We start from the raw sequence: 16,420 nt of genomic DNA, 5'->3' as shown, positions 1-16,420 counted from the left end.
ACGCCGTCGGCCGGCACCCGCTCGCCGGGACGCACCACCAGCCGGTCGCCGGCCAGCACCTCGGCCAGCGGCAGGTCGGCCTCGCCGCCGGCGCGCAGCAGCACGTGGGCCGTCTCCGGCCGCAGCGACTGCAGCGCCCGGATCGCCGCCGTCGTCTGGCGCTTGGCGCGCGACTCCAGCCACTTGCCCAGCAGCACCAGCGTGATCACCACCGCCGAGGCCTCGAAGTACAGATGGCCGCTGTCCTGCGTCAGCCACAGCCACACCGACAAGCCCCAGCCGGCCGAGGTGCCGATGGCCACCAGCAGGTCCATGTTGCCGCTGCCGGCCTTGAGCGCGTGCCAGCCGGCGCGGTAGAAGCGCGCGCCCAGCACGAACTGCACCGGCGTCGCCAGCACGAACTGCAGCCAGGCCGGCAGCATCCAGTGGCGCCCGAACAGCTCGCCCACCATCGGCAGCACCAGCGGCAGCGACAGCGACAGCCCGATCGCCACCGGGGCGAAGCCGGCCCAGGGCGAGAGGTCTTCCAGCTTCGCCGCCTGCTCGACGCGCGGCGCATAGCCGGCGTCGCGCACGGCCCGGCGCAGCTGCGCCTCGAGCTCGCCGCTCGCCTCGTAGGTGACGCGGGCCGATTCGGTGGCCAGGTTGACGGTGGCCTCCTGCACCCCCGGCACTTTCTTGAGCGCCCGCTCCACCCGGTTGACGCAGGAGGCGCAGGTCATCCCGTCGACGCCGAGGTCGAGCGTGGCGGTGGGGCTGGTTGGCGTGTTCATGCAGGCATGGTCGACCTTTCCACCATGGGAAGGTCAAGCGGCGCGGCGATTGTCCCCACGCCGCGCAGGGTCCGGCTTGACCTTACCATGGTGGCAAGGTTCAGGCTGCAGTCTTCAACGACGAAAGGATTTCCCATGACCAACCAGACATTCCAGGTGCAAGGCATGAGCTGCGGCCACTGCGTCGGCGCCGTCACCCAGGCCGTCAAGACCCTCGATCCGGCGGCGCAGGTGCAGGTCGACCTGGCGAGCGGCCAAGTGCTGGTGCAGTCGCAGCAAGACCACGCCGCCATCGCCAAGGCAATCGAGGAAGAAGGCTACAAGGTGACCGGCTGATGGCTGCGCCCGCCGTCGGCCGGCCGGTGGCCATCGGCGAGGCCGCCCGACTGTCCGGGGTTTCCGCCAAGATGGTGCGGCACGACGAAAGCCTGGGCCTTGCTGCCGGCGGTCAGCCGCACCGACGGCGGCTATCGGCAGTACAGCGAGGCGGAGGCGCACACGCTGCGCTTCGTCAAGCGGGCCCGGGCACTGGGCTTTTCGATGGAGGAGATCGGCGAGCTGGTCGGGCTGTGGCAGAACCGCCGCCGCGCCAGCGCCAGCGCCAGCGTGCGACGCATCGGCCAGAAGCACGAGCAGGATCTGGCCCAGCGCGTCGCCGCGATGCAGGAAATGCAGCAGACTTTGCGCCACCTGATCCACTGCTGCCAGGGCAACGAGCGGCCGGAGTGCCCGATGCTGCAGGAACTGGCGGGTCACGACGTGCCGGCAGCAGTGTCATTGCGGCCTTGAGCCGCACCATGCCGCGGTTCTCGAAGGCATGGCTTTCGGGGCGAACCCGCGATGACAGGCTTCGCCGTTACTGCGGCGGCGCCTGGTGCCGGCTGCCGGCGTCGATTGCCCGCTTTTGCTTCAGCTCTTGCCGCGTCAGCACGCGCTGCAGCACGCGGGCCGGGCCGGCGCCCATGGAGCGCGTGTCGACGCCGGAACGCTCCTGCGCCTGCTGCATCGCCTGACGCTGCGCCAGCACCGGCTCGTTCATCAGGATCACGGCGCCCACGCTCTCGCGCTCGCCCGCCGGCAGCGGCGCGGTGTCGGTCAGGGTGCGGGGCTGGGCCTGGGCCAGCACGGCACCGTGGGAGAAGAAGGCGAGCGACAGCACGGTGGCCGCCGCTCGCACCAAAGCCAGTGACCTCATGGTGCGCTCCTTCGTTGAACATTCGGTTGAAGTCAACTGTCCGCCGCGCCCGCACCGGCGTCTGTGGCCAGCAGCGCATGGTTGCCGTAGGAAGGATGCGACCCAGCCTGTCGCCTGCCATTCTTTACCGCCCCGTCACGTTGGCCCAGCCGGCCCGACACAGTCGAGCCCGAAACTCGCCACACACCCCCCAAGGACGCTGACATGATCGTGAAATCGCTGCACAAGACCCTGCTGGGCGCCGGCCTGCTGGCCGGACTCGGCCTGACAGCGGTGGCCCAGACCGCCGTCCCCGCCGCGACTGCGCCGCAGGCTCAGGCGCAAGCCCAGCGTGGCGACCCCGCAAGCATGGAACAGCGCCATGCCAAGCACCGCGAAATGCGGCAGCTGCGCGCGGAGCGGCGCATGGCCGCCCTCAAGCTCAAGCTGCAGATCAGCGCTGCCCAGGAAGGCGACTGGGCCGCCTGGACCACGGCCATGAAGCCGGCCGAACGCCAGCGCCATGACCGCGCCGAATTCGCGCGCCTGACGACGCCTGAACGGATCGACCGGATGCGTGCCCTGCACGCGGCCCGCGGCGCCGAAATGGACAAGCGCGGCAATGCCACCAAGACCTTGTACTCGGCGCTCAACGCCGACCAGAAGAAGGTATTCGACGGCGAGAGCCTGCGTTTGGGCAAGCGCGACAACCGCGGCAAGGGCGGCCAGCATGGCCACCACCACCGCGGTTGAAGGGCTTCCGTCCCGCTCGCTCCTGGAGGCCCCTCGGGCTTTTTTGCCCCGAGGGGCCTTTGTCATTGCTGCCTGACTGGTGCTCAGCGCCGGCCGTGGATGTTGCCAGGCATGTTGTCCGTCGACATGTTGGGAACGCCGCCGGTCATGGTGCTGGCTTCGCCCGCGCGGCCGGGGACGCTGCTGGTTTCCGAGGCGCCGCCGCGGTCCAGCTCATAGGGCCGGCTGCCCGCCGGCGCCGGCAGCACGTAGACCGGCACGTTGTAGGTGGTGTAGCCCTCGGTGTAGACGACGGCCGGGCCGGCGCCCATGGTGCCGATGTCGGGTGCGTTGCTGGTCAGCGCATTCGGCTGTCCGTGCGTCATGGTGCTGGCTTCGCCGGGCTGGTGCACCGGGCTGTCGAAGGTGGCCTGGGCCTGGGCGGCGCCGGCCACCGCCAGCACGCCGGCAACGAGGAGGGAAAGGGTGGACTTCTTCATGGCAACTCCGTATCGAATGGTCGCGGTTTGCGCGAAAGACCCGGCAGCGGGGGCCGGGTGCGTTCATTCAATCTAGGGATGCCGCCGGCCCGCTCCTATCGGACTGGGGGCAGGCTCGCCGTAGGACTGCCCTGCCCGCGCGGTCAGAAGTGCACGCCGTAGCGCAACTGCAGGAAGTCCTCGCCGGGGTTGGGTCTCTTCAGGCCGAGGTTGGAGATGTGGACGTAGCGCAGCGCGAGCTCCTGCTTGCGGCCGGCGCCGAAGCTGTAGCCCGCGCCCAGCATGTCGTAAAAGTTCCAGCGCGTGCTGCTGAACTTGTGGGGCGTGCGGTAGATCTTGTCGGTGACGCTGGCGCCGATACCAAACTCCAGGAACCAGGGCGAGTGGCCCCGGTCCAGCTGCATGTGCAGCACCGGCAGCAGCACCATCTGGGCCAGCGACTGGCTGCCGCCGCCGTTGGCGTCGGCGCGCCAGCCGGCCACGATCAGCTCGGTGCGGGCCGTCAGCGTGGCCTGCCGGTCGGCCCGCCAGCCCCAGTCCCAGACCAGCCCGGCGCCCAGGGTCGCGGTGCCGTGGGGGGCCACGCCCACCGTCGCGAAAGTTCCGTCAGGGTGGAAATCCATGGCATGGGCAACTTGCACGCCCAGGGCGGCGAGAACCAGGATGGCGCTGCGGGCGATCAGCTGTTTCGTCTTGGTCATGGCGCGATTGAAGTTGTGACGCCGCGTGACCTTAGCAGGAAGCTTGCCAAAGCGGCTGCTGGCGAGCACAGGAACTTGGCCCGCCGTCCTACGCCCGCGCCTCAGCAGGGCCTTTACAAACGAGGTTCCGCTTCAGCACCGAGAGCCCAGCGCCCATGAGCGACACCGCGCGGACCGCACCGCACCTGACTGTCATGACGGTCAACATCCATAAGGGCTTCACCACCTTCAACCGCAAGTTCATCTTGCCGGAACTGCGCGACGCCGTGCGCAAGGTGGGCGCGGACGTGGTGTTCATGCAGGAAGTGCTGGGCACCCACGAGCCCAACGGCAAGAAGATCGCGGACTGGCCGGAAGCGCCACACTACGAGTTCCTGGCCGACAGCATCTGGCCCCAGTTCGCCTATGGCCGCAACACGGTCTACCCCAGGGGCTGCCACGGCAACGCGGTGATGTCCAAGTTCCCCATCCTCAGCCACCGCAACCACGACGTCTCGGTGCCAGGCAAGGAGAACAAGGCCAGCCCGGAAAAACGCGGCCTGCTGCATTGCGTGCTGGACGTGCCCGGGCACCCGCAGCAGGTGCACGTGGTCTGCGTGCACCTGGGCCTGGCCGAGAACCACCGCCAGCAGCAGCTCGATCTGCTGTGCAAGATCACCCACTCCGAAGTGCCGGCCGATGCGCCCCTGATCGTGGCCGGCGACTTCAACGACTGGCGCCGCCGCGCCCACGACATCCTGTGGCGCGACGCCGGGCTGCGCGAGATCTTCGTGACGGCCTACGGCGAATCGGCCAAGACTTTCCCGGCCGTCTTTCCGCTGCTGTCGCTGGACCGGATCTACGTGCGCAACTGCTCGGTGCACCTGCCCGTGGTGCTGCCGCGCAAGCCTTGGGCGCACCTGTCCGACCATGCGCCGCTGGCGGCGGAGATCCACCTGTAGGCCTCGCCATGGACACCAAGCACTGGACTCCCGGCAACGAAATCACCTTGCTGGAAAACGGCGAGGAGTTCTTCCCGCGGGTGTTCGCCCGCATCGCCAACGCCCGGCGCGAAGTGATCGTCGAAACCTTCATCCTGTTCGAGGACAAGGTCGGCCTGCAGCTGCACCAGGCACTGATCGCCGCCGCCCGCCGCGGCGCCCAGGTCGACATCACCATCGACGACTGGGGCTCGCCCGACCTGTCGGAACATTTCCTGGGCAGCCTCAGGGCGGCCGGCGTGCGGGTGCACTCGTTCGATCCAGGCTCGCGGCCGTTCGGCTACCGGCCGCACCTGCTGCGCCGCATGCACCGCAAGATCGCGGTGATCGACGGCGAGGTGGCCTTCGTCGGCGGCATCAACTACTCGGCCGACCACCTGGGCGACTTCGGCCCGGAGGCCAAGCAGGACTACTCGGTGGAGGTGCGCGGCCCGCTGGTCTCCGAGATCCACCGCTTCGTCCACACCGCGCTGGCCCAGGGCCAGCGGCACCACCGCGAGCAACGCCACTGGTGGCGCCAGCGCCGGCAATGGCGGGTGCCCTCCTCGGACCAGCCGCGCGTGGGCGGCGCCGAGGCCATGTTCGTGGTGCGCGACAACCGGCACCACCTGGACGACATCGAGCGCCACTACCGGGTGGCGATCCGCGCAGCGCGCAAGCGCATCGTCATCGCCAACGCCTACTTCTTTCCCGGCTACCGCTTCATCAAGGAAGTGCGGCGCGCCGCCAAGCGCGGCGTCGACGTGCGGCTGATCCTGCAGGGCCAGCCCGACATGCCGATCGTCAAGACCGCGGCCGAGATGCTGTACCACCACCTGACGCACGCTGGCGTGAAAATCTTCGAGTATTGCGATCGGCCGCTGCACGGCAAGGTCGCCGTGATCGACGACGACTGGGCCACCGTCGGCTCCAGCAACCTCGATCCGCTGAGCCTGTCGCTCAATCTTGAGGCCAACGTGATCATCCGCGACCGTGGCTTCAATGCCGCACTTTCCAGTAATCTCGAGAAGTTGATGTGCAACAGCTGCAACCAGGTGAAGGCGGAAGACCTGGGCGAACTGAAAGGCTGGGCGCTGGCGCGCAGCCTGCTGGCCTACCACTTCACGCTGCGCTATCCGCGCTGGGCCTCGTGGCTGCCGCGCCATGCGCCGCGGCTGCAGCCGGCCACGGCGACCAAGCCGATCTCCCCGGCGTGAGCCGCAACCGGAAATGTCCGTGCTGACCGGCAAACCGTGGTGGCCCTGGGTCAAACGATCGGCGGGCCTCGCCTTCCTCGCGCTGGTGGCGGTGCTGCTGGTCAAGTACGCGCGCGGCGTCGACTGGGGCGAGGTCAGGCAAAGCGTGCTGGCGCTGCCGCGCGGCGTGCTGTGGCTGGCCGGCGCGCTGTGCTTGGCCAGCCACGTCCTGTACAGCTGCTTTGACCTGGTGGGCCGGCGCTACACCGGCCACAGGCTGCCGGTGCGCAAGGTGATGCAGATCAACTTCATCAGCTATGCCTTCAACCTGAACTTCGGCTCGCTGGTGGGCGGTGTTGCCTTTCGCTACCGCATGTATTCGCAGCTGGGGCTGGCTTACGCCACCATCACCCGCGTGCTCACCCTGAGCATGCTGACCAACTGGCTGGGCTACCTGTTGCTGGCCGGAGCGGTGTTTACCGTGGCGCCACTGGACCTGCCGCCCGACTGGAAGGTGGACAGCGACGGGCTGCGCCTGCTGGGGGTGGCGCTGGTGGCGGCGGCGCTGGCCTACCTGCTGTTGTGCGGCTGGTCGAGCCGACGCAGCTGGACGATCCGCGGCCACGAGCTGATCCTGCCGCGCCCGCGCATGGCGCTGCTGCAACTGGCCTTGTCGTGCGCCAACTGGATGCTGATGGCCGCGGCCGTCTACATGCTGCTGCAAGGCAAGGTGCCGTATCCCTCGGTGCTCAGCGTGCTGTTGATCGCGGCGGTGGCCGGCGTCATCACCCACGTGCCGGCGGGGCTGGGCGTGCTCGAGGGCGTGTTCATCGCGCTGCTGTCGCACCGCCTGCCCGAAGCCACGCTGCTGGGCGCTCTCCTGGGCTACCGTGCGCTCTACTACATCGCCCCGCTGTTCGTCGCCGGACTTCTTTACCTGACGGTGGAAGTGCGCGCGCGCAAACAGACGCGGGTAGCGTGACGCATTTGCATACCTGACCGCCCACGCACCGGGCGAACTCCCGGAAAATCCGATCCATCAGCCAAGACGGATTTTCAGTCGTCGGGAACGGACATGATGAACAGTGCAGATGTGCAAGTGAACCTCGCAGGGCCGGTCGACCTGGCCGGCTTTCGCTCCGAGGTGCGGCAGCTGCTGGCCCAGCAGGTGCCGCCGGAATCGGTGCAATGGCAACTCAACGCCGCCAGCCAGTACGCGCAAGCCCAGCCCGCGCAGGCCAGCCGGCCCCGCAACGTCCCCCGCGCCGCCAGCGCCATCGTGCCCGCGTCGTTCACGCGTCTGTGCGAATTCGTGGTGCTGCATCGGGATGCCGAGCGCTTCAACCTGCTGTATCGGCTGCTGTGGCGGTTGGTGCACGAGCCGGCGCTGCGCAGCGACCCGGTCGACCCCGACATGCTGCAGGCACAGCACATGGCGCATGCCGTGCGGCGCGACATCCACAAGCTCAAGGCCAACCTGCAGCTGCGCACGGTCCGCGCTGCCGACGGCCAGGAATTGCAGGTGGCCAGCCATGAGCCGGCCCACCACGTGGTCGAGGCCACCGGTCCCTGGCTGTGCAAGCGGGTGACAGCGCCGCGCTGGGTCCTGTTCACGCCCGAGCGCACCGTGCGCTGCGAGCACGGCGACCTGACCTTCGGCCCGGGCCTGCCGCGCTGGTCACTGCCCACGCAGGAGGCGAGCGACGACTACTGGCTGGCCTGCCATGCGCGGGTGTTCGGTCCGGCGCAGGACGGCCGCCCCGCCGCCCATGCCTGAAAGCAGGCCGGACCGGATCACCTCGCTCGCGCAGTTGAAGGCGGCCACCATGGCCTGCCGCGAATGCCCGATCGGCGAGTTCGCCACCCAGTCCGTCACCGGTGAAGGCGCGCCCAGGGCCAGGCTGATGCTGGTGGGGGAACAGCCGGGCGACCAGGAAGACCTGCAGGGCCATCCCTTCGTCGGACCGGCCGGCAAGCTGCTGGCACGCGCGCTGGAGGCGGCGGACGTTCCGCGCGAGCGGGTGTTCGTCTCCAACGCGGTCAAGCATTTCAAGTTCGAGCTGCGCGGCAAGCGCCGCATCCACAAGAGCCCGACGCAACGCGAGGCGGCGGCCTGCCTGCACTGGCTGGAAGACGAGATCGCGCTGGTGCGGCCGGTGGCACTGGTGGCGCTGGGCGCGACCGCCGCCCGTTCACTGCTGGGCCGGGCCGTGCCGGTGATGGCCGAGCGCGGTCACTGGCTGCCCCGGCCCGATGGCCGGCAGGTGCTGGTGACCTTGCACCCCTCAGCGCTGCTGCGCGTTGCTGACGCCCAGGCGCGTCATGCGGCTTTCGAGGCGTTCGTTGCCGATCTGCGCCACGCACGCCGGGTTGTTCGCGGCTGATACGGTCGGGCCCTGGCACGACACCAGCGCCGGCGCGGAGCCGGCGCCCATCGTCGCCGTCTGCGGCCGGCGCAGGTTCAGCTGGGCGCCGTCGGTGCCCTGCAGGCCAATGCCGCCCTGCGGTGGCCCGGCCAGGGCGCCCTGCCCGGCCTGGGCCCCGGCCATGGCCGGGCGCCCTTCGAACACGGCTTGGGCGCCGGTGTTCTGGCCGGCAGCCTCGAAAGCCAGCAGCGCCAGCGACGCGACGAGGGCCACGGCGATCCAGTGGGTAGGATGGTGCGGAATCATGGCGCGCTCCTTGGGGGTCGGCTCCAGTGTGATCTTCGCTGACGCAATGGCAAGCGCGCGTTGCGCCACAGAACGCGTAGGAAGCTTCCGTCGTGCGACTGTCATTGCCCGCCTGGCGCGCGATCCAGCGACAGCGCCTGATCAGGTGGCGCCTGTATAGCGGTCGAGCCCGGCATGACACCTGCGTGTTACACCCCGCTGCTAAGATTCGCGCGCCAAAGTAGTACCTCTTCGAATGACCGTTGCACTTGCGGGCCGCGCGCCCGCCACGTTCGAGATCAAGAGCGCCAACCTTCCCCTGGTGGCGCTGTTGCTCAAGTCCCCCGACCTCGCCTTGCTGGCCGGGGAGTTGCAGGCGCGCTTCGGCGACATGCCCGACTTCTTCGACCACGACCCGCTGGTGATCGACCTGGCCGCGCTGCCGGCCGACAGCGCCACGCCCGATTTCCGCGCCTTGCTGGAACTGCTGCGCCGGTACCGGGTGATTCCGGTCGCGGTCAAGGGCGGCAACCGGGAACAGATGGAGGCCGCGCGGGCGGTCGGGCTGGCGGCAGCGCCGGATGCGGTGGTGGCGCGGGACCAACCGGTTGCGGCGAGCGAAGCTAGCACCCCCGCGCCGGCCCCCGCCCTGCCCCAGGGCGGGAGGGAGGAAGTGCGGATCCCGCAAAGTGCATTGGTGATCGACAAGCCGCTGCGCTCGGGCCAGCAGGTCTATGGCCGCGGGCGCGACGTGGTGGTGCTGGCCATGGTCAACGCCGGCGCCGAAGTCATCGCCGACGGCCACATCCACGTGTACGCCCCGCTGCGCGGCAAGGCCATCGCCGGCGCCCGCGGCGACAGCGACGCGCGCATCCTGACACTGTGCCTGGAGCCCGAGCTGGTCTCCATCGCCGGCGTCTACCGCACCAGCGAAACCCCGTGGCCGGAGGCCTTGCGCGGCAAGCCCGCGCAAGTGCGCCTGGCCGGCGACGGCGACACCGGCAAGCTGGTGATCGAACCCCTCAATCCCTGACAAGCTCCACAAGGACACACCCACCCATGGCAAAGTTCATCGTCGTCACCTCCGGCAAGGGCGGGGTGGGCAAGACCACCACCAGCGCCAGCTTCGCCAGCGGCCTGGCCCTGCGCGGGCACAAGACCGCCGTGATCGACTTCGACGTCGGCCTGCGCAATCTCGACCTGATCATGGGCTGCGAGCGGCGCGTGGTCTACGACTTCGTCAACGTGATCCACGGCGAAGCCACCCTGAACCAGGCCCTGATCAAGGACAAGCACAACGACCACCTGTCGGTGCTGGCCGCCAGCCAGACCCGCGACAAGGAAGCCCTGTCCAAAGACGGCGTGCAGCGCGTGCTCGACGACATGGCCGCGATGGGCTTCGAGTACATCGTGTGCGACTCGCCGGCCGGCATCGAGACCGGCGCACTGATGGCGATGCACTTCGCCGACGAGGCGCTGGTGGTCACCAACCCCGAGGTCTCCTCGGTGCGCGACTCGGACCGCATCCTGGGCATGCTGGCCAGCAAGACCAAGCGCGCCATCGACGGCAAGGACCCGATCAAGGAACACCTGCTGATCACCCGCTACAACCCGGCCCGGGTCAACCAGGGCCAGATGCTGTCGCTGGAGGACATCCAGGACATCCTGCGCATTCCGCTGATCGGCGTGATCCCGGAAAGCGAGTCGGTGTTGCAGGCCAGCAACCAAGGCACGCCGGCCGTCCACCTCAAGGGCACCGATGTCGCCGAGGCCTACCAGGATGTGGTGGCGCGCTTCCTGGGCGAAGACAAGCCGATGCGCTTTGTCGACCACCAGAAGGCCGGCTTCCTCAAGCGCCTGTTCGGGGGGAAGTGATGATGTCGATCCTGTCTTTCCTGCTGGGGGAGAAGAAGAAAACCGCCAGCGTCGCCAAGGAGCGGCTGCAGATCATCCTGGCTCACGAGCGCAGCGGCCGCAGCGCCGCCACGCCGGACTACCTGCCGGCCCTGCAGCGCGACCTGGTGGCGGTGATCAGCAAGTACGTCAAGATCGACCCGGCGCACCTGAAGGTGCACCTGGAGCGGCAGGACAACCTGGAGGTGCTCGACATCAAGATCGAGCTGCCCGAGGCAGCACGCTAAACACCTGGCAACTTTGACAGGATTGACAGCGAAGCCGGTCCGCGCGATAAACCAAGGATGAGCTCCGCTGTCACCGTGCGCGTATCCCACCGCTATTGCGCCCCCGCGGAAAAAGTCTTCGACGCCTGGCTGACGCCGGCCCAGGCCTCCCGCTTCCTGTTTCGCACCCGCACCGGCAACGTGATGCAGTGCCAGATCCAGCCCTCGGTGGGTGGCGGTTTCACCGTCACCGACCGGCGCCCGGCGGCCGATGGCGACGAAAGCGTGTTCGACGTGGTGCACCTGGGCAAATTCGTCGCGATCGAGCGGCCGCACCGGCTGATGTTCGACCTGAGCGTGTTGAACATGGGGGCCGACGAAAGCACCCGCGTCACGGTCGAAGTCAAGCCGCTCAACGCCGCCACCTGCGAAGTGACCATCAGCCAGGAACTCGGCGCCGGCCGCGATGCCCACTTCCACCAGGAACCGTCGCGCAAGGGCTGGACGTCGATGCTGCAGACCATCGAGCGGGAGCTGTTCCCGCGCCGGGTGGGCGTGCAGCTGTAGCCCCTGTCGTCGGCGGAAGCCTTCAGCGGCGTGGCCGGCCACGTTAGCGAGTCTTTACCTGCGTTTGCGTTGCGTACACGCCGCACTGTCAACTGTGCCGCTGGCCCGCCGTTGTGGAGAGGTGCAAAATCCGCAACGCATGAACACCGCCATCGATACGTTCGCAACCGGCAGCGTGGTTGCGGCAGCGCTCGCCCCCGCGGCCGTGGACACGTTCGAGCCGATCCTGCGCCGCCTGCTGGCGGGCACCCAGAACTTCGTCAAGCAGGCCGATGGCCGCTGGCGGCCTTGCGGCTGCCAGCTGGGGCTGGCCCGGTGCTTCGACTACAGCGACCTGATGGCCCCGGTGCACCGGGGCTGATTCAGCCGGTGCGGCTGTTCGGGCCGCCCTTGTCGCCCTGGCCGGAGCTGCCGGTGCGCACCTGGTGCTGGTTGGTGCCGCCTATCCTGTTTTCCCGGTCGTGGCGGCTCTCCGGCGTGCGCCTGCCTTCGTTCTTCTGGGTCGGCGCCTGGCTGCCCTGCTTGTTGCTGTCGTTCTCGAGTTTGCCGGACTGCGGCTGCTGCTGATCGGCGGGGTTGGGGTGGTAGCGATGGCTCATTCGTCTCTCCTTGAATCGTTCACTTGTCGGCGCTGCCCGGCTCGGCCAGCTTGCGGTGCATCTCGGCCACCGCCTGCGCCGGCATGACCTTGCTGATGGCGACCTGCATCTTGTTCCTCCAGCCCGCCACCACGTCGGCCTCGCCCTTGAGCATGGCGTCGAAGCCGACGCGCGCCACGTCCTCGGGCTGCATCAGCATCTTGGGGTCATTGGCGACCTTGGTGGTGGCCATGTCGGCGCGCTGGAAAAATTCGGTGTCGGTCGGCCCGGGCATCAGGCAGCTGACCGTGACGTTGCTGCCCTTGAGCTCGTTGCGCAGCGCCATGGCGAACGAGTCGATGAAGGCCTTGGTGCCGTTGTAGACGGCCTGGAAACTGCCTGGCTGGAAGCCGGCGATCGAGCCGGTAATCAGGATCCGGCCGGCGCCGCGCTCGTGCGCGCGCCTGACCATCTGCCGGCCCACGTGCTGGACCAGGTGCACGGTGCCAGTGATGTTGGTGTTGATCACGTGCAGGATGGCCTGGAAGTCCTGCTCGAGAAAGGCGCCGCCCAGGCCGTGGCCGGCGTTGGCCATCAGCACGTCGACCTCGCGCTCACCGATGCAGGCGATCAGTTGCTGCACGCCATCGGTGCTGGCCAGATCCGCTTGTACCGGATCCACCCGGGCGCCCAGCGCCCGCAAGTCGCTCACCGCCTGGTCCAGCGGCGTGTCGGCGGCCACCACCAGGTCGTGCCCATGCTCGGCCGCCAGCTTCGCCAGGTGGTAGCCGATGCCCGACGAGGCGCCGGTGACCACGGTCAGCGGCCGCGGCGCTTTCAGTTCGTCCACTGTCATTTCCTTTCGGTCTGCTGCAGTCCATTCTGGAAAGGATGCGGCGGGCAGGCTGTCGGACGGCTGCCTGTCTTGACCTGGCCCGTGCGGCTCAGATCGGCCGCACCCCGATCCACAGCGGATGCAGCCACAGCGCGAAAACCGTCCAGGCCACCAGCCCCAGCACCACCGTGATGGCAGTCCGCGCGCCGCTGCCGGCCGGGTAGACCTTGCCAGTGGCCCGGTCGCGCCGCCGGGCCGAGGCGAAATCGACCACTGCCCAGGCCAGGAACGACCCGAACAGCAGCAGGTCGGCCAGCGTGTTGTTGGCCAGCAGGTGGGCCAGCGCCCAGAGCTTCACGCCCAGCAGCATCGGGTGGTTCAGCCTGGCCTTGAGCTGGTTGCCCGGCAAGTACGCCGCAACCACGAGCACGAAAGCCAGCAGCGTCAACAGCGCCGCGATGTGCCGCATCGCCACCGGTGGCTGCGGCCACAGGACCATCGGGCTTTGCCTGGCCGCGCCGTAGCCGTAGACGATGAGGACGAAGCCGACGACAGCCAGCAGCGCGTACACCGCTTTCCACGGCTTGTCGCCGACCCTGGCCACCATCCGCGTTCGCCACCCGTCGGCCACGACACGGCTGGAATGCACCCCCAGAAACAGCACCAGGCCCAGAACCAGCATCGCCATCAGCGTCTCCTGTTGCCCGATGCGTTGCATTCTGCGCTGGCGGCGCCCATCGGGCGAGGCCCGAAAACCGTCCGCGGCGCCGGCCGGGGGCTGGCGACTGACTTCTCTTAGAAGTCCTTTATTCAAAATAGCAGTAGTAGTAGAAGCCGGCCCCGCGCTGTGGATAACCGCCTTTTCCGCCTGCCGGCACTGGCACTTGCGTGCGATGGCGGGCTGTGCGCAGGTGTGCTTTCGTGCTGTCGTTGAAATAGGGACAACTTGTCAAACCGGCACGCGCCTGTGGATAAGGTCGAGGTTGTGCCGGAACGCTCCACAGGCTTTCAGGCGCGAAAAAAAAAACGCCCTGCGGGGCGTTCCGTGGTTTCCGTGCGGAAGTCGCCGCCCGAACTACTGCTTTTGCATCAGCGCCACGGCCACGCCGGCCGTCGCCACCCCGGCGCCAGCCAGGCAGACCGCCTGGGGGCCGGCCCAGTGGGCCAGCCAGCCCCCCAGCGGTGCCGCCACGGGTCTCCACACCAGCATCAGGCCCGGCCGCGTGATCGCCGCCCCGCGCAAGGAGGTGCGCAACGGAGCGCCACGCAGCGCGGTGCGCTGGTGCCCGAACTTGCGGATCTGGGCGCTGGCCCGGCAGGCGTGCATGAACCAGCCCCACAGCTCGCGCAGGTTGAGGCGGGCGCTATTGCGCAGGCTGTCATGAAAGAAGCCAACGCCCCCGTTGAAGATGCCGTCCGGCCCGGGAAACACCCAGCCGTAGCCGGGACACAGCGGGCGGTCGTAGGTGAGCGAGAAGACGTCAAGCTCGCGCGCAAGCGCAAGCGCAAGCGCAAGCGCAAGCGCAGGCGCCGGCGGCAGCTCGAAGTAGGCGCGCAGGCCGACGCCGCTGGCGACCCTGCGGGTGCACATGCCCGCCGCCTCGATCGGGCCGGCGCCCGCCCCGGTGGCGAGCAGCACGTGGTCGGCCTGGAACTGCACCGTCCGCCCGCGCGCATCGAGCAGGCGAGGATGCGCAGACACCCGACGGCGTGCGCGCGGGCCAGCACTGGCGCCAGGCAACCGAGCTGGTCCAGTGCGGCCAGTGCATCCGGGATCAAGGCGTCGCCGCAGACCTTGTCGCGTCCGCGCTCGCCCTTGTCCACCAGCAGCGTCTGCAGGCCGGCCCGCTACAAAGCGATGGCCGCGCTGCAGCCGCTCGGCCGGCGCCGACGACGATGACCCGGGCCGTCATGCGCCACCCCTGCCGCGTCGGCTCACAGCAGCGCCCGCGAGAACACCCCGGCGCGCACCACCCCGGCCTCCTCGTCGGCTTCGCCCACTTTGCGCAGGTCGATGATCGACTGCCCGATCGAGCACACCATCTGGTCGAACAGGCCGACCCGACCCGACCCGACCCGACCCGACCCGACCCAGGCGCAGGCGCAGGCGCAGGTAGCGCGCCGCGTCGGCGCCGCACAGTCGCCGCATCAGGACCCGCGGCAGCTGCTGCAGCGCCTTCGTCCAGGCGTGGGTTCATCCGCTGCTCCGGGACCAGCTGGTCCCAGATCAGGTCGAGGGCCTTGTCGCACGGCGCATCCCCGACCAGGCGAAAGACTTCCAGATCACGCATCGTGTCGTGCCTCCTGCTGGTGGTGGTTCAGCGTAGCAGTTGCTGCGGCACCGCAACGCGGCGCATCCTCCAGGCCGGGGATACCGATTTGCGACCCGGGTAAACACCAGCGTTGGCGCGCCGCCGAAGTTCAAGCGGTGAAAAAACTCGCGCCGCCGCGGTTGGCGCACGCAGTCCCCGAGGCTGAGGTCGGCTGCTGCGCAGAGCGCGACGCAGACCAGCCCTTGACCTTGGATGCGCCCGCGATCTTGGCCCTCACCAGCCAAGACGTCGACTCCCTCGAGCACCCCGGCGCCCCGCTGCTGGCCCGCCTCCACCTGCCCCAGGGCTCCGGCCCTTCCATTGCTGGCCGAGGCGCACGGCGGCGCCTGGTGCCGCGGCGACCGCATGGACGAAGAGCGCTTGAACCAGGCGCTGGCCAGTCGGCATCGCCGCCGACTGGATCGGCCTGCTGGGCCCGTCCAGCGGCACCCACCAGGCCATGCTCGCGCCCATGCGCCCATGCGCCCATGCGTCCGCGCGATCCGCGTTCCGAGTACGCGCTCAAGGACTTCGACTACGTGATGGAACTCGGGGCCCAGACCGGCACCTCGACGGCGGTCGCGGCGCTGGCGCGCCGTACTACGAGGCGGCCATCGCCAACGGGCTGGGCGGAAGGTACTTCCCGGCGGTGACCGAGGTGGCGGACCGCAACATCGGGCCGGCGAAGGCCGGGGCATCAAACTGAGCTTGCACGCGCTACGGCTACAACTCGGCGTCCGCTTGCCCCAGCGCCTCGTGGTGCCCCACCACGGCCTGCACCATCCGCATGAACTCTTTGCGGTCGCGGGCGGGCAAGGGCTCGAGGATGCGCTTTTGCGTGCGCTGCATGGAAGGCGTCAGCTGCGCCAGCAGCGCCTCGCCCGCCGGCGTCAGGTCGAGCAGCCGCACCCGCCGGTCGGTGGCCGAGAGGCTGCGGGTGAGAAAGCCGCGCGATTCCAGCCGGTCGATCACGCCGCCGATGGTCGAGGTGTCGAAGCTCACCGCGCGGGCCAGCGAGCGCTGGTCGATGCCGCCCTGCGCGGCCAGCGCCTGCAGCACGGCGAACTGCACCGGCGTCACGCCGGTGGCGCCCGACTCCTGCATGAAGATCGCCACCGCGATCTGCTGCAGCCGACGGATGCAATGGCCGGGCAGCGACTGCAGTTCGGTCGGCCGCGGGGCGGGGGTCTTGCGGGGCGTGGCGCGGGTCATGATGGAGCCTCGGGTGGAGCCGCATTCTCTCATTGCACACATCGTCAGTGTGCTGATAATATCCGCTCCCCCGACACCCCGGCCAGCGCGCCCGAGAAGGAGACAGTCAT

23 protein-coding genes and 1 pseudogene are annotated in these 16,420 nt (G+C 69.0%); 14 read left to right on the top strand and 10 right to left on the bottom strand.

The window, feature by feature from the left end; genetic code table 11:
• Window positions 1-773, bottom strand: a 773-nt coding sequence (locus tag JWP65_RS00895; protein ID WP_299759444.1) for a cation transporter, incomplete at its 3' end; no start/stop codon positions are given.
• Between the two features lie 135 nt (window positions 774-908).
• Here JWP65_RS00895 and JWP65_RS00890 point away from each other — a divergent pair.
• Window positions 909-1,109: a heavy-metal-associated domain-containing protein gene (locus tag JWP65_RS00890; RefSeq protein WP_299759442.1), complete on the top strand. Its 201-nt coding sequence runs from the start codon at window positions 909-911 to the stop codon at window positions 1,107-1,109.
• Window positions 1,109-1,562: pseudogene (locus JWP65_RS00885) on the top strand (MerR family DNA-binding protein). Before JWP65_RS00890 ends, JWP65_RS00885 begins: the two are co-directional and overlap by 1 nt.
• 67 nt (window positions 1,563-1,629) lie before the next feature.
• Here the strand turns inward: JWP65_RS00885 and JWP65_RS00880 are convergent.
• Window positions 1,630-1,968, bottom strand: a complete 339-nt coding sequence (locus tag JWP65_RS00880) for a hypothetical protein (protein ID WP_299759440.1) — start codon at window positions 1,966-1,968, stop codon at window positions 1,630-1,632.
• Window positions 1,969-2,172: 204 nt separating this feature from the next.
• Between JWP65_RS00880 and JWP65_RS00875 the strand changes: the two genes are divergently transcribed.
• Window positions 2,173-2,700: a Spy/CpxP family protein refolding chaperone gene (locus tag JWP65_RS00875; RefSeq protein ID WP_299759438.1), complete on the top strand. Its 528-nt coding sequence runs from the start codon at window positions 2,173-2,175 to the stop codon at window positions 2,698-2,700.
• An 83-nt stretch (window positions 2,701-2,783) separates the two neighbouring features.
• Here JWP65_RS00875 and JWP65_RS00870 read toward each other — a convergent pair whose 3' ends face one another.
• Together JWP65_RS00870 and JWP65_RS00865 are read right to left on the bottom strand one after the other, a co-directional pair.
• The gene (locus tag JWP65_RS00870; protein WP_299759436.1) at window positions 2,784-3,179 is read right to left on the bottom strand and encodes a hypothetical protein; all 396 of its coding nucleotides are present in this window, start codon (window positions 3,177-3,179) and stop codon (window positions 2,784-2,786) included.
• A gap of 143 nt (window positions 3,180-3,322) precedes the next feature.
• Window positions 3,323-3,880 carry an acyloxyacyl hydrolase gene (locus tag JWP65_RS00865; protein ID WP_299759434.1) on the bottom strand — a complete coding sequence of 186 codons (558 nt, stop codon included), beginning with the start codon at window positions 3,878-3,880 and terminating at the stop codon, window positions 3,323-3,325.
• Between the two features lie 155 nt (window positions 3,881-4,035).
• On the opposite strand from JWP65_RS00865, the gene JWP65_RS00860 reads away from it, so the two are divergent.
• From JWP65_RS00860 to JWP65_RS00840, 5 genes are all read left to right on the top strand, one after another.
• Entirely contained in the window at window positions 4,036-4,821 is a 786-nt protein-coding gene (locus JWP65_RS00860; protein ID WP_299759433.1) for an endonuclease/exonuclease/phosphatase family protein, read from the top strand.
• A gap of 8 nt (window positions 4,822-4,829) precedes the next feature.
• Complete coding sequence (clsB, locus tag JWP65_RS00855) at window positions 4,830-6,056, top strand: cardiolipin synthase ClsB (protein WP_299759431.1); 1,227 nt, start codon at window positions 4,830-4,832, stop codon at window positions 6,054-6,056.
• A 13-nt stretch (window positions 6,057-6,069) separates the two neighbouring features.
• The gene (locus tag JWP65_RS00850) at window positions 6,070-7,017 is read left to right on the top strand and encodes a lysylphosphatidylglycerol synthase domain-containing protein (protein WP_299759429.1); all 948 of its coding nucleotides are present in this window, start codon (window positions 6,070-6,072) and stop codon (window positions 7,015-7,017) included.
• 93 nt (window positions 7,018-7,110) lie between these two features.
• Window positions 7,111-7,812, top strand: a complete 702-nt coding sequence (locus JWP65_RS00845; RefSeq protein WP_299759428.1) for a DUF4130 domain-containing protein — start codon at window positions 7,111-7,113, stop codon at window positions 7,810-7,812.
• Window positions 7,805-8,419 (top strand): UdgX family uracil-DNA binding protein, encoded by a 615-nt coding sequence (locus JWP65_RS00840; protein ID WP_299759427.1) that lies wholly within the window; start codon window positions 7,805-7,807, stop codon window positions 8,417-8,419. The genes JWP65_RS00845 and JWP65_RS00840 overlap by 8 nt, the downstream gene beginning before the upstream one ends.
• Here the strand turns inward: JWP65_RS00840 and JWP65_RS00835 are convergent.
• Window positions 8,321-8,707, bottom strand: coding sequence for a hypothetical protein (locus JWP65_RS00835; RefSeq protein ID WP_299759426.1), 387 nt, complete (start codon window positions 8,705-8,707; stop codon window positions 8,321-8,323). The genes JWP65_RS00840 and JWP65_RS00835 overlap by 99 nt on opposite strands.
• A 235-nt stretch (window positions 8,708-8,942) precedes the next feature.
• Between JWP65_RS00835 and minC the strand changes: the two genes are divergently transcribed.
• From minC to JWP65_RS00810, 5 genes are all read left to right on the top strand, one after another.
• Entirely contained in the window at window positions 8,943-9,719 is a 777-nt protein-coding gene (gene minC, locus JWP65_RS00830) for a septum site-determining protein MinC (RefSeq protein ID WP_299759424.1), read from the top strand.
• A gap of 26 nt (window positions 9,720-9,745) precedes the next feature.
• Window positions 9,746-10,561 (top strand): septum site-determining protein MinD, encoded by an 816-nt coding sequence (gene minD / locus JWP65_RS00825; protein ID WP_299759422.1) that lies wholly within the window; start codon window positions 9,746-9,748, stop codon window positions 10,559-10,561.
• 2 nt (window positions 10,562-10,563) lie between these two features.
• Complete coding sequence (minE, locus tag JWP65_RS00820; RefSeq protein WP_299759420.1) at window positions 10,564-10,827, top strand: cell division topological specificity factor MinE; 264 nt, start codon at window positions 10,564-10,566, stop codon at window positions 10,825-10,827.
• 57 nt (window positions 10,828-10,884) lie between these two features.
• Window positions 10,885-11,373: an SRPBCC domain-containing protein gene (locus tag JWP65_RS00815; protein WP_299759419.1), complete on the top strand. Its 489-nt coding sequence runs from the start codon at window positions 10,885-10,887 to the stop codon at window positions 11,371-11,373.
• Between the two features lie 139 nt (window positions 11,374-11,512).
• Window positions 11,513-11,734 (top strand): hypothetical protein, encoded by a 222-nt coding sequence (locus JWP65_RS00810; protein ID WP_299759417.1) that lies wholly within the window; start codon window positions 11,513-11,515, stop codon window positions 11,732-11,734.
• Window position 11,735: 1 nt separating this feature from the next.
• On the opposite strand, the gene JWP65_RS00805 is transcribed toward JWP65_RS00810, so the two are convergent.
• From JWP65_RS00805 to JWP65_RS00790, 4 genes are all read right to left on the bottom strand, one after another.
• Entirely contained in the window at window positions 11,736-11,972 is a 237-nt protein-coding gene (locus JWP65_RS00805) for a hypothetical protein (protein WP_299759415.1), read from the bottom strand.
• A 19-nt stretch (window positions 11,973-11,991) separates the two neighbouring features.
• Window positions 11,992-12,807: an SDR family oxidoreductase gene (locus JWP65_RS00800; protein WP_299759413.1), complete on the bottom strand. Its 816-nt coding sequence runs from the start codon at window positions 12,805-12,807 to the stop codon at window positions 11,992-11,994.
• An 88-nt stretch (window positions 12,808-12,895) separates the two neighbouring features.
• Entirely contained in the window at window positions 12,896-13,474 is a 579-nt protein-coding gene (locus JWP65_RS00795; RefSeq protein ID WP_299759411.1) for an NnrU family protein, read from the bottom strand.
• A 387-nt stretch (window positions 13,475-13,861) separates the two neighbouring features.
• Window positions 13,862-14,488 (bottom strand): hypothetical protein, encoded by a 627-nt coding sequence (locus JWP65_RS00790; protein ID WP_299759409.1) that lies wholly within the window; start codon window positions 14,486-14,488, stop codon window positions 13,862-13,864.
• Between the two features lie 1,098 nt (window positions 14,489-15,586).
• On the opposite strand from JWP65_RS00790, the gene JWP65_RS00785 reads away from it, so the two are divergent.
• A complete protein-coding gene (locus JWP65_RS00785) occupies window positions 15,587-15,751 on the top strand; it encodes a hypothetical protein (RefSeq protein WP_299759407.1) in 165 nt (54 codons plus the stop codon).
• Window positions 15,752-15,821: 70 nt separating this feature from the next.
• On the opposite strand, the gene JWP65_RS00780 is transcribed toward JWP65_RS00785, so the two are convergent.
• Window positions 15,822-16,310, bottom strand: coding sequence for a MarR family winged helix-turn-helix transcriptional regulator (locus tag JWP65_RS00780; RefSeq protein ID WP_299759405.1), 489 nt, complete (start codon window positions 16,308-16,310; stop codon window positions 15,822-15,824).
• Window positions 16,311-16,420: the final 110 nt, after the last annotated feature.

It is taken from the genome of Ramlibacter sp. (assembly GCF_028292805.1).
In the GTDB taxonomy this organism is placed as follows: domain Bacteria; phylum Pseudomonadota; class Gammaproteobacteria; order Burkholderiales; family Burkholderiaceae_C; genus Ramlibacter.
Note: the sequence above shows the minus strand (reverse complement) of the source record. Positions and strands in the feature narration are given on the sequence as shown.

Coding starts and splice junctions, on each gene's coding strand:
- JWP65_RS00870 (WP_299759436.1), bottom strand. CDS start 3,179: ATGAAGAAGTCCACCCTTTCCCTCCTCGTTGCCGGCGTGCTGGCGGTG.
- JWP65_RS00835 (WP_299759426.1), bottom strand. CDS start 8,707: ATGATTCCGCACCATCCTACCCACTGGATCGCCGTGGCCCTCGTCGCG.
- JWP65_RS00845 (WP_299759428.1), top strand. CDS start 7,111: ATGATGAACAGTGCAGATGTGCAAGTGAACCTCGCAGGGCCGGTCGAC.
- JWP65_RS00890 (WP_299759442.1), top strand. CDS start 909: ATGACCAACCAGACATTCCAGGTGCAAGGCATGAGCTGCGGCCACTGC.
- JWP65_RS00875 (WP_299759438.1), top strand. CDS start 2,173: ATGATCGTGAAATCGCTGCACAAGACCCTGCTGGGCGCCGGCCTGCTG.
- JWP65_RS00795 (WP_299759411.1), bottom strand. CDS start 13,474: ATGGCGATGCTGGTTCTGGGCCTGGTGCTGTTTCTGGGGGTGCATTCC.
- JWP65_RS00840 (WP_299759427.1), top strand. CDS start 7,805: ATGCCTGAAAGCAGGCCGGACCGGATCACCTCGCTCGCGCAGTTGAAG.
- JWP65_RS00780 (WP_299759405.1), bottom strand. CDS start 16,310: ATGACCCGCGCCACGCCCCGCAAGACCCCCGCCCCGCGGCCGACCGAA.
- minC (WP_299759424.1), top strand. CDS start 8,943: ATGACCGTTGCACTTGCGGGCCGCGCGCCCGCCACGTTCGAGATCAAG.
- JWP65_RS00815 (WP_299759419.1), top strand. CDS start 10,885: ATGAGCTCCGCTGTCACCGTGCGCGTATCCCACCGCTATTGCGCCCCC.
- JWP65_RS00805 (WP_299759415.1), bottom strand. CDS start 11,972: ATGAGCCATCGCTACCACCCCAACCCCGCCGATCAGCAGCAGCCGCAG.
- JWP65_RS00860 (WP_299759433.1), top strand. CDS start 4,036: ATGAGCGACACCGCGCGGACCGCACCGCACCTGACTGTCATGACGGTC.
- JWP65_RS00850 (WP_299759429.1), top strand. CDS start 6,070: ATGTCCGTGCTGACCGGCAAACCGTGGTGGCCCTGGGTCAAACGATCG.
- JWP65_RS00810 (WP_299759417.1), top strand. CDS start 11,513: ATGAACACCGCCATCGATACGTTCGCAACCGGCAGCGTGGTTGCGGCA.
- JWP65_RS00865 (WP_299759434.1), bottom strand. CDS start 3,880: ATGACCAAGACGAAACAGCTGATCGCCCGCAGCGCCATCCTGGTTCTC.
- minD (WP_299759422.1), top strand. CDS start 9,746: ATGGCAAAGTTCATCGTCGTCACCTCCGGCAAGGGCGGGGTGGGCAAG.
- clsB (WP_299759431.1), top strand. CDS start 4,830: ATGGACACCAAGCACTGGACTCCCGGCAACGAAATCACCTTGCTGGAA.
- JWP65_RS00880 (WP_299759440.1), bottom strand. CDS start 1,968: ATGAGGTCACTGGCTTTGGTGCGAGCGGCGGCCACCGTGCTGTCGCTC.
- minE (WP_299759420.1), top strand. CDS start 10,564: ATGTCGATCCTGTCTTTCCTGCTGGGGGAGAAGAAGAAAACCGCCAGC.
- JWP65_RS00785 (WP_299759407.1), top strand. CDS start 15,587: ATGCGTCCGCGCGATCCGCGTTCCGAGTACGCGCTCAAGGACTTCGAC.
- JWP65_RS00800 (WP_299759413.1), bottom strand. CDS start 12,807: ATGACAGTGGACGAACTGAAAGCGCCGCGGCCGCTGACCGTGGTCACC.